The organism is Nocardiopsis potens DSM 45234 (genome assembly GCF_000341105.1).
Classification (GTDB): Bacteria; Actinomycetota; Actinomycetes; order Streptosporangiales; family Streptosporangiaceae; genus Nocardiopsis_A; species Nocardiopsis_A potens.
The window spans coordinates 1-7,721 of record NZ_ANBB01000092.1 but is presented as its reverse complement, the minus strand read 5'-3'; the positions used below and the strand labels follow the sequence as shown (position 1 = coordinate 7,721).

Genomic DNA, 7,721 nt, shown 5'->3' with positions numbered 1-7,721 from the left:
GTTCGGCCGGTCCCCGCGCCCCGGCTCGGGGCCGCCCTCCTCCGCTTCCGGAAGAGATCGGCCCGCAGGGTGAGGGAACCCCGCAGGCCGTCCGCGCCGGGCGCGGTCCGACCGCGCGGCTGCGGACCGGGACGCCCTCCCAGGCCGAAGTGAGAGGAGGCGGGGAGGGCGTCCCGTGTACTCGCAAGCCTAGGCGGTGCGGCACGTACCGTTCCAGGAACGATGCGCACAGTGTGCGGCCGCTCCCCGGTGCACCGTTGCTGCGTCACCACCGCGGACCGGCGGTGCCGTTCGCCCTATGAGGGATATGAGGGATGGGAGTCCCAGGGCCGCGCCTGCCTCCCTGCGGCCCCGGAACGCCGTCTTCCCCGCAGGGGCCGGACACCTCACTCCGCCGAGGCTCGCCCCTCCCTCAGGTCGGTGGCGCGTACCGCGATGGCCAGGTCGTAGCGGGCCGACGGCCCGTTCAGCAGGGAGCGGCCCAGGACCCGTTCCAGCTTCAGCAGGCGTTTCCGGGCGCCGGAGACCGATACGCCCAGGGCGGTCGCGGTGTCCTCCAGCACCGCGTCCCGCTCCAGCCAGGCGCGCAGGGTCGGTTCGGAGAAGTCCGGGCCCTCGGTGGTCAGCGGCCGGAGCAGGGTGTCGGCCCAGTGCCCCACCCGCTCGTCCGACAGCAGTTCGTCCAGGTCGAGCACGGCGGGGGCCGGGGCGGAGCCGGTGTCGCCGCCGGTACCGCCGACGGGGGTGCACCGGTGGTCGGCGAGGATCCGCAGTGCGAGGTGGAGCCGGGCGAGCACGTCCAGGCCGGACAGCTGCAGGCCGAGCAGCTCCTCGATCCGGCGGAGCCGGCCGCTGACCGTGTTGCGGTGCAGTTTGAGCTGCCGGGCCGTGCCGCCGCGGAAGTCCAGCCAGGACCGCAGGGTCGCGATCAGCTCGCGGCCGCCGGGGTCCTGCCTGCGCTCGGGAAGATAGTCCAGCAGCGGCCCGAGCTGGGCGCGGGCCCACGGGTGGGCGCGGGCGCCCAGCACCAGGGACAGTTCCTCCAGCGGGTCGAAGACCGCGTGCCCGCCCGCGTCGGCGCCCGCCTTGGCCAGGGCGTGGAATGCCTGCTCGTAGCCTGCCGGGGTGTCGTGCAGCGGCACCCCCAGGCCCTCGCCGACCCGGATCTCCCCGGATTCGGCGGCCAGTTCGCGCAGCGCCCTGCCCACCGCGGAGGGCCCCGGTCGGACCTCGTCGTCCTCGGTGGTCGGGGCCAGGATGATGAGGTGGCGCTCGTACACCGGGCAGCGGACCACCCACGCCGCGCCCCTGGAGACGTCGGTGCAGCGCCGGGCCACGGCGTCGCGGTGGTCCGGCGGGCATTCGACGACCAGCACCCGCATCTGGTCGGGCAGGCGCGGGGTGAGCGCCGCCGCGACCCGCCCCGCGCTGTCCAGGGCGCCGGCCATGAGCAGGTGCAGCACGGCCTCCCGGACCCGGGCGTCGGCGGCCGCCACGGTGCGGTAGCGGCGCTCCGCCTCCTCGGCGCGCCAGCGCAGGTCGAGCAGGCGGGCGGCGTCGGCGAGCAGTCCGCCGACCCCGGGGAGGGTGCGGCCGCGCACCGAGACCAGCAGCGCCGGGCCGGGGGCGTCCGCGTTCATCGCGACGGCGTGCACCTTGTGCGGGCCCGCGTCGACGATGCAGGAGTGGATCCGCCGGTCCAGCACCCGCTGCACGTCGGCGTTCCAGGGGCGCACCGGGGCGGCGGCCCCGGTCTCGTCGGGGGCGTTCGCCGCCCACGGCTGCCCGGAGCCCGCGCCGGGGAAGGCGTAGCGGAGGCGCCCGTGGCCGTCGAGGAGGGCGGCGCCGCCGTCGACGCGGTAGGCCAGCCAGCGCAGCAGCCTGCGGGCGCCGTCCCGGTTTCCGACGGCGCGCTGCATCTCGCGGAGGTCGGCGCTCTGATCGGCGTCGCGCCCTTGCGAACAGGTCGCCTCTGTCCTGGTCATCGACCGCTGCCCGATCCAATCGCGCCGTTGTTCCGGATACGAGCGGCCCGCGGCCGCCTCCCGGACCGCTGGGGCGGCCTGTTCGCGGCCGCCGATACGGATACCGGGTGGGATGAGGATAGTGGTGATCTCGGCGCGCACGAGAAGAGCGCGGAGCGGCGCCCGCCCCGATGCGCAGGGCGGGCTCCGCTCCCCTTCTCCCCGCTCTCCCGGCGTCCCCCTCAGTCGAGCTTGCTCAGGGCCTGCTCGACGTCCTGCCACAGGTCCTCGATGCCCTCGATGCCCACGGCCACCCGGACCATCCCCGCACCGATCCCCGCCGCGCGCAGCTCCTCCGCGCTCAGCTTGTGGTGCGAGGTGCTGGCCGGCGGCATCACCAGCGTCGCCACCTCCCCCAGCGACGGCGACAGCCGCACCAGCCGCAGCGCCTCCGCGAACGCCGCCGCCTCCTCGCGTCCCCCTCCCTTCAGGTCGAAGGAGAGCACCGCTCCCCCGGCCTTCAGGATCCTCTCGGCGACCTCCCGGTCCGGGTGGTCTGGCAGGTCGGGGTGGTGCACGGCGGCGACCGCCGGATGCCGGGAGAGCCGCTCGGCCAGCTCTCGGGCGTTCTCGCACTGCCGCCGCACCCGCAGCTCCAGCGTGCGCAGCCCGCGCAGCGTCTGCCAGGCGTTGAACGGCGAGGCCACCGCGCCCAGCATCGTCCCCTGGTCCCAGACCCGGCGGCGGAGCTCCCCCGAGGCGAAGACCGCGGCCCCGCCCAGCGCGTCGCCGTGCCCGCTCAGGTACTTGCTGGTGGAGTGGACCACCACGTCCGCCCCGTGTTCGAGAGGGCGGCACAGCAGCGGGGTGGCGAACGTGTTGTCGACGACGGTGGTGACTCCCCTGCCGCGCACGGCCGCCGCCAGCGCCGGCAGGTCGCTGACCCGGGTGGTCGGGTTGGCGATGGTCTCCAGGTACAGCACCCGGGTGTTCGGGCGCAGCAGCGCGCGGACCTCCTCCGGGTCGGAACCGGAGACGTGGTCCACCTCGACGCCCCAGCGCGCCTGCAGGTCGGAGAGGAAGGCGTGGGTGCCGCCGTACAGGGACCGCTGCGCGATGACGTGGTCGCCGGAGCCGACCAGCGCGGTGAGCACGGTGCTGATCGCGCCCATCCCGGACGCGTACGCCAGCGCCCCCTCGCCTCCCTCCAGGTCGGTGATGGCGTCCTCCAGCGTGCGGACGGTGGGGTTGCCCATCCGCGCGTACAGGAACGGGGCGTCCGGCCCGTCGAACGCGCCGACCAGCCCCTCCGTCGAGTCGAAGACGAACTGGTGGTTGAGGTGGAGAGGGGTCGCGGCGGGACTGCTGCCCTGCGGTTCGACGACGGGGACGTGCACGGCTCGGGTCTCTTCGCTGAGGCTCATGACGTCCATGGCAGCAGTGAATGGTCTATTTTGACAGGGCCAATCGACTCGGAATGGTTTGCGATGGGAACGCGCAGGATCCGCGCACAGGAGCTGGCCGCCCTGCTGGGCTACTGGTCCGCGGGGCGGGGGCCGCTGTATCTGCTGCTCGCGGGCAGGCTGCGGCGGCTGGTCGACGAGGGGGCGCTGCCCACCGGCACCGGGCTGCCCCCGGACCGGGCGCTGGCCGCCGCCCTGGCCGTCGGCCGGACCACGGTGGTGGAGGCCTACGAGGTGCTGCGCCGCGAGGGCCGGATCGAGCGGCGGCAGGGCAGCGGCACCCGGGTCGCGGCGGCGGTCCCGGTCCCCTCGGTGACCTCCGAGGACACCACCAACCCGTCCTTCCTCCAGCTGCTCGACCCGCCGGCAGGGACCATCGTGCTGAGCTGCGCCGCCCCCGAGGAGCCGCCGCCGGAGGTCGCCCTCGCCTACGCGTCGCTGCACCTGGACGGAGGGCTGGGGCTGGGCTACCGCCCCGCCGGCCTGCCCCGGCTGCGCGAGGCGCTGGCCGAGCGGTACCGCGCGGCCGGCGTGCCGACCTCGCCGTCGCAGATCCTGGTGACCACCGGCGGGCAGCAGGCGCTGTCGCTGCTGACCGAGCTGCTGGTGGCCCCGGGCGACGACGTCCTGGTGGAGGCGCCGACCTACTCCGGGGCGCTGGACCTGTTCCGCAAGGCGGGCGCGGTGCTGCGCCCGGTGGCGCGCGGCTCCGCCGAGCTGGACGTCGGCGAGGCGGTGCGGGTGCTGGAGGAGCGCCGGCCGTCGCTGGCCTACCTGGTGGCCAACCACCACAACCCGACCGGCGCGGTGCTCCCGCCGCTGGCCGCCCGGCGCCTGGTGGAGGCGGCGGAGGCGGCCGGGGTGCCGCTGATCGACGACGGCGTCACCGCCGACCTGGCCCTGCACGACCGGCCGGTGCCGCGCCCGCTGTCCGCCTACGGCGAGGTGATCGAGGTCGGGTCGCTGAGCAAGGTGGTCTGGGGCGGCATGCGGGTCGGCTGGCTGCGCGCCCGCGAGGAGCTGGTGGCCCGGCTGGCCCGGCTGAAGGCCGTGCACGACCTCGGCAGCGACGTGCCGTCGCAGCTGGCGGCGGTGCGGATCCTCGACGACTACGAGGCGGTCCGGTCCCGCCGGGTCAAGGAGCTGAGCGCCCGGCACGACCTGCTCCGCGCCGAACTCGCCCGCTCCCTCCCGAGCTGGGACTTCCCACCGGTCGAGGGCGGCCAGACGCTCTGGGTCCGGCTCCCCCAGGGCGACGCGGCGTCGTTCGCCCAGGTCGCCATCAGGCACGGGGTCGCCCTCCTCCCCGGCGGCGCCATCGACGCGGCCGGGGGCAGCTCCGACCACCTCCGCCTGCCCTTCACCGGGATACCGGAACGCATCCAGGAGTCGGTGCGCAGACTGGCGGAGGCGTGGAGGGTGTACGAGGCCTCGCCGCGGCTGTCGTCGGGGGCGGTGGCGCTGAGCGCGGTGGTGGTCTGAGCCGGGAGCGGAGCCGGAAAAGCCCTTGGGAGGCGGAGGAGGGTGTCTGTAGGGTCGGGCCGGAAGGGCCTGGTCTCAGCGACTCGCCGGGGCGGGTGCACGACCGGAGGTCCGCTGGGGAATCCTGCGGAGGTGGCGGGGATGTGACTGCTGCGAGCTGCGGCTTGACCGTGGGGTCCGCATCCGCCCTATGAGGGATGGAAACTCATGGTCTGTCTCTCTGCTGGTGGTGTGGTGTGCCGTCCGCATCTGCCCTGTGAGAGATAGGAACCAGCCCCCGACGTTGGCCCCCGGCCCGGCGCCGTCTTCATCCGCCCTGCGCTCCCGTGTTGACCTTGCCAGAACGAGAAGGCTTCCTGCCCTTCGTTTGTCACACCTGTGATAAATTCTGGGCTTGCCACATCCCGACCCAAGGAGCCGAGAGCATGCCCGCACGCATCGACCCGGAGCAGCGGCGCCGCCATGTCGTCCAAGCCGCGTTCCGTCTCGTCGTCGCCGAAGGCATCGACGGGCTCTCCCTCCGGAAGGTCGCCGTCGAGGCCGGGTTGAACGTCGGGTCGGTCCGGCACTACTTCGACGGGCACGAGGACCTGCTCGCCGCCGCCGCAGAGGAGGCCGGGGACCGGATGGGCAGGCGGCTCGCCCACCACCCCGTGGACGGCCTGCGCGGCCTGACCGGCGAGGAGGCCCTGGACGCGCTCCAAGCCCTGGTCGAGGAGGTGCTGCCGGTCGACGAGGAGCGGCGGGACGAGTCGATCGTCGTCCTGGAGCTCATCCTCGCCGCCCGCACCCGGCCGGTGTTCCGGCCGATCTCCGAGCGGATGGCCGCCGACCTCGACCAGGTCGTCACCGACGCCTTCGCCGCACTCGGCGCCGACGACCCCGAGGCCAAGGCGGCCCAGGTCACCGCCCTCATCGGCGGCCTGACCATCGACACCGTCACCCCGCACGGCTCTCTCGGCACCGAGCGGCTCCGCGCCATCCTGCGCGCGCACCTGGCGATGCTGCTGGCCTCGCCGCCCACCCCCTACGAGAAGAATTGATTCCGATGCCCGTGTGGCTCTTCGTCCTGCTGGCGGCAGGATTCGTGCTCTACACCGACGACTACGTGATCGCCGGCATCCTGCCCGAGCTGGCCCGGGACCTCGGGGTCGCCGAAGCCCAGGCCGGCCAGCTGATCACCGTGTTCTCGCTGACCGTCGCCCTGGCCGCGCCGGTCGCGGCGGTGGTGTTCGCCCGCGTGCCCCGCCGGTGGCTGTTCACCGCCGCGCTGCTGGTCTTCATCGCCGCGAACGCGGCCGCCGCGTTCACGCCGTCGTTCGCGGTGCTGATGGCGCTGCGCGTCATCGCGGCGGGCGCCGCGGCGAGCATGACCCCGGCGGTCTTCGCGTTCGCCGCCCGGTACGCCCCGCCGGACAAGGTCGGCCGGTACATCGCGGTGGTCTCGCTCGGCGTCACCGGCTCGATCGCGGCGGGCGTGCCCGTCGGCACCTGGATCGGCGGCCACTTCGGGTGGCGCGCCACCTTCGCCGCGATGGCGGTCGCGGGGGTCGCGGTCCTGGTCGCCATCATCCCGGCACTCCCCCGGGAGGAGGAGGCCGCCGACGCGCCGGACCTCGGGGAGCAGCTGCGCACGCTGCGCAGGGCGCCGATCTCGCTCGGCCTGCTGGCGAACTGCGCGCTGATGACCGGGTCCATGATGATGCTGACCTACCTGGCGCCCTTCCTGGCCGACACGGCCGTGGTCGGCGTCGACGAGCGCGCCCTCGCGTTCAGCCTGTCCGGGATCGCCGGGATCGCGTGCATCTGGCTCGGCGGGATCGCGAGCGACCGGTGGGGGCCGGACCGCGCGCTCGCCTTCGGGATCGGGACCATCACCGTTTCGATGGCGCTGCTGTGGGGGCTGTGGCTGCTGCGTCCCGCCCCGTTCTCGCTGGTCATCGTTGTGGGGACGGTGTGGGGCGGGATGGCGTTCTGGAACTCGCCGGCGATCCAGGCGCGGCTGCACGCGCTCGCCGGGCCGGTGGCGCCGCAGGCGCTCGCCCTGAACACCTCGGGGACCTACCTGGGGGTCGCGGTGGGGGGCGGCATCGGCGGGCTCGCGCTCTCCGGCCTCGGCCCGGGGTCGCTCCCGGTCATCGCGGCCGCCTCCGGTCTCGGCGCGCTGCTCCTGCTCACGCTGGCGCGGCGGCTGACGGCGCCCGCCACCGACCCCGTGCCCAGCGAGGGCCACGGCTGACCGCAGGGTGTCGATCTCGGCGTTGTTGCCGTCTCAACGCGGGTATGAGACGGCAACGACGCCGAGAGCGTCGGGGAAGAGCGAGGAACGGAAGACGCCCCGCCCGAGCACGGCGCCCCACGGGGCCGGGGTTCAAGCAGGCGGCAACGGCAAGGGAAGAGGCGGGGCGGGGCACTCCAGCCGGGTGCGGCACCTCACAGAGCGGGGGTTCAAGCAGGCGGCGAAGGCAGGAAGGGCACCGGCCGGTCGGTCCGGTGCGGCGCCTCGCGAAGCGGGGGTTCAAACAGGCGGCGACGGCAGCGATAGGGGCGGGGCAAGGGTGGTCGCCCGGGCGCGGCACCCCACGGGGGAAGGCCCAAGCGGGCAGCGAAGGCGGCGCTGGGCACCGGCCGGCCGGTTAGGTGCGGCGCCTCGCGGAGCGAAGGTTCAGACGGGCGGCGACGGCCAAGGAAGGGGCAGGGCCGGGCGCCTCACCCGAGCGCGGCGCCCCACGGGGTGAAGGCCCAAGCGGGCGGCGAGGGCGGGAGCGGTCGGGCGCCGTGTTCACCGGCCGGGCCCGGCGCGTGGTCCCGG

At 74.7% G+C, this 7,721-nt stretch carries 5 protein-coding genes; 3 read left to right on the top strand and 2 right to left on the bottom strand.

From position 1 onward, the window contains the following. Positions 1 to 386: 386 nt before the first annotated feature. Both D459_RS33245 and D459_RS0129295 read right to left on the bottom strand, forming a co-directional pair. A complete protein-coding gene (locus D459_RS33245; protein ID WP_086003934.1) occupies positions 387 to 1,985 on the bottom strand; it encodes a helix-turn-helix domain-containing protein in 1,599 nt (532 codons plus the stop codon). Between the two features lie 221 nt (positions 1,986 to 2,206). After that, complete coding sequence (locus tag D459_RS0129295; protein ID WP_020380383.1) at positions 2,207 to 3,397, bottom strand: trans-sulfuration enzyme family protein; 1,191 nt, start codon at positions 3,395 to 3,397, stop codon at positions 2,207 to 2,209. 54 nt (positions 3,398 to 3,451) lie between these two features. Between D459_RS0129295 and D459_RS0129290 the strand changes: the two genes are divergently transcribed. The 3 genes from D459_RS0129290 to D459_RS0129280 all read left to right on the top strand — a co-directional run bounded on the left by D459_RS0129290 (position 3,452) and on the right by D459_RS0129280 (position 7,148). Next, positions 3,452 to 4,909 carry an aminotransferase-like domain-containing protein gene (locus D459_RS0129290; protein ID WP_017596551.1) on the top strand — a complete coding sequence of 486 codons (1,458 nt, stop codon included), beginning with the start codon at positions 3,452 to 3,454 and terminating at the stop codon, positions 4,907 to 4,909. Positions 4,910 to 5,334: 425 nt separating this feature from the next. After that, positions 5,335 to 5,952, top strand: a complete 618-nt coding sequence (locus D459_RS0129285) for a TetR/AcrR family transcriptional regulator (protein WP_017596550.1) — start codon at positions 5,335 to 5,337, stop codon at positions 5,950 to 5,952. 5 nt (positions 5,953 to 5,957) lie between these two features. Beyond that, complete coding sequence (locus D459_RS0129280; protein ID WP_017596549.1) at positions 5,958 to 7,148, top strand: MFS transporter; 1,191 nt, start codon at positions 5,958 to 5,960, stop codon at positions 7,146 to 7,148. Positions 7,149 to 7,721: the final 573 nt, after the last annotated feature.